Source organism: Arthrobacter sp. Y3221157 (genome assembly GCF_059089865.1).
Genome location: NZ_JBNHFD010000180.1, coordinates 1 through 1,964, shown reverse-complemented (window position 1 = coordinate 1,964; position 1,964 = coordinate 1). Strand labels below are relative to the sequence as shown.

General features: G+C 72.5%; 1 protein-coding gene and 1 pseudogene. One reads left to right on the top strand and one right to left on the bottom strand.

Going from position 1 to position 1,964, the window contains the following annotated elements; translation table 11 throughout:
• A partial coding sequence (locus AC5RTT_RS20455; RefSeq protein WP_494146693.1) for a bifunctional 3'-5' exonuclease/DNA polymerase occupies positions 1–1,324 on the bottom strand: 1,324 nt, incomplete at its 3' end.
• 276 nt (positions 1,325–1,600) lie between these two features.
• Between AC5RTT_RS20455 and AC5RTT_RS20450 the strand changes: the two are divergent.
• Positions 1,601–1,964: pseudogene (locus AC5RTT_RS20450) on the top strand (septum site-determining protein Ssd); the annotation flags it as partial.

Sequence of the window (1,964 nt, the reverse complement as noted above, 5' to 3'; positions counted from 1 at the left end):
CCAGCCTGGTGGTGACCGTTCCGCCGGTCTCACCGGTCCGCGCCGCACGCTCCACAAAGTCCACGGCGCGCGGGTATGTCCGGGCCAGCTGGGGCATAAGCCGGCCGGCTTCCCCCGACGTGGCCCCGTACATGGCGCCGAGCAGGGCCATCTTCGCCTTCGCCCGGTCCCCGCCGAAGCCTTTGGCGGCGATGGCCGCGTACAGGTCCTGGTCGCGCGCGGCCTCGGCCATCACAGAGTCCTGCGCCAGCGCAACCAGGACGCGGGGCTCCAGCTGGGATGCGTCCGCCACGATCAGTTTGTGGCCGGGATCGGCATGCACGGCGCCGCGGACCTGGCGCGGAATCTGCAGGGCACCGCCGCCACGGGACGCCCAGCGCCCGGAGACCACGCCGCCCACCACGTACTCTGGCCGGAACCTGCCTCCCGCCACCCAGGCATCGAGCCAGGCCCAGCCGTTGGCCGTGTGGAGCCGGGAGAGTTTCTTGTACTCCAGCAGCGGCTCTATGGCCGGATGGCCGGACTCCCGCAACTCCCACTTGCGGGTGCTTTTCACCTCGATGCCGTTGCGGTGCAGGGCCCGGATCAGGTCCTGCGGGGAGTCCGGGTTCAGGGCGGGCGCGTTCAGCAGCTTCCGCAGCTCCGCGGCCAGGGCCTCCAGCCTGGCCGGGCGGTGCCCCAAAGGCGGGCGGGGCCCGAGATGGTCCGCAAGGATCTTTTCGTGCAGGTCTTCGCGCCAGGGAACGCCGGCGTGCTGCATTTCGGCGGCGATCATCGCGGCGGCGGACTCTGCGGCGAGCAGCAGCTGAAGCCGGTTGCGCCGGTTCCCCTCCGGACCCACCGCGGCAAGGGCGGCCTGCTGCGCGGCGTACTCGCTGCGGAGCTCACCGGGCGTTTGCCGGGGTAGGGACGCCGTGTCCGGCTCATCGAACAGGGCACCCTGGTCCGCCAGCGGGCGGGGCGGCAGGAGTGTTTTGGGCGGGAGGACCGGGTCCTCCACCGGGGTCCTGTCCGCGGTGCGGGCGTACTCCGTGTGGGCGGTGAACTGGGAGAAGGCGAGGATGTTTCCGCAGAGGGTGAGGTCGTAGCACCGCTCCAGTTCCACGCCGGACGCCAGCAGGCCGGGGTACCAGTCCTGCGTGCGGTGCCAGATCCAGCGCGGCGGCTGCCCGCCCTTCCGGTCTGTTTCAAGCCGATGCACGACGGCGGGGAGGTCTTCGCGGGCGACAATGTGCGGTTCGGGGTTGGCCGGCTGGGGCTCGCCCGCCGGGGTCAGTTCCTGAAGGGCCGCGCCGTGGGGGTGGGCGGCGAGCAGCAGGTACATGCTCCAATTGTGCCCTGATCACGGGACTGTCCTGGTGCGGGCAGCGTCCGGCCCGGCTTTTCCACATAGCGGCCACGGTGCCTTACCTGCTTCCGCGCGCCCGTGGAGAGTGGCTCCATGAGCAGGCACCAGTTGACCCCGTCCCACACAGATCCAGGCAGTGCCGGCAGTTCCGGGCGGTCCTCCGGCCAGGTGCCGGCCGGGACGGCGGATACCGGAACCGGCCCGGGGGACGACGCCGCCGGGGCATGGCTTCCGGCCGGTGCTGACGAGGTGCTGCTGGTGACGGCGTCCGCCCTCCTCCGGTCCGAGGTGGAGCGGATTGTGGCGGCCGCCGGCGCGCATCTGCGTGTCGTTGCTGACGCGGCCGAAAGCGGCCGGCACTGGGAAGGGGCGGGCGCGGTCCTGGTGGGCAGTGATATCCGGGAACTGCCGCCGCGGCGCCGGGCACCCGCGGTGCTGGTGGGGCTGGACGGGGAAGGCGATAGCCTGTGGCACCTGGCCGCTGCCCTCGGGGCTGAACGGGTGGCGGTGCTCCCGGACGCCGCAGCATGGCTGGCCGACCATCTCAGCCGGTCGCGATCGCCTGCACCCGGCGGACTGGTGCTGGGCGTGACCGGCGGGTGCGGCGGCGCCGGGG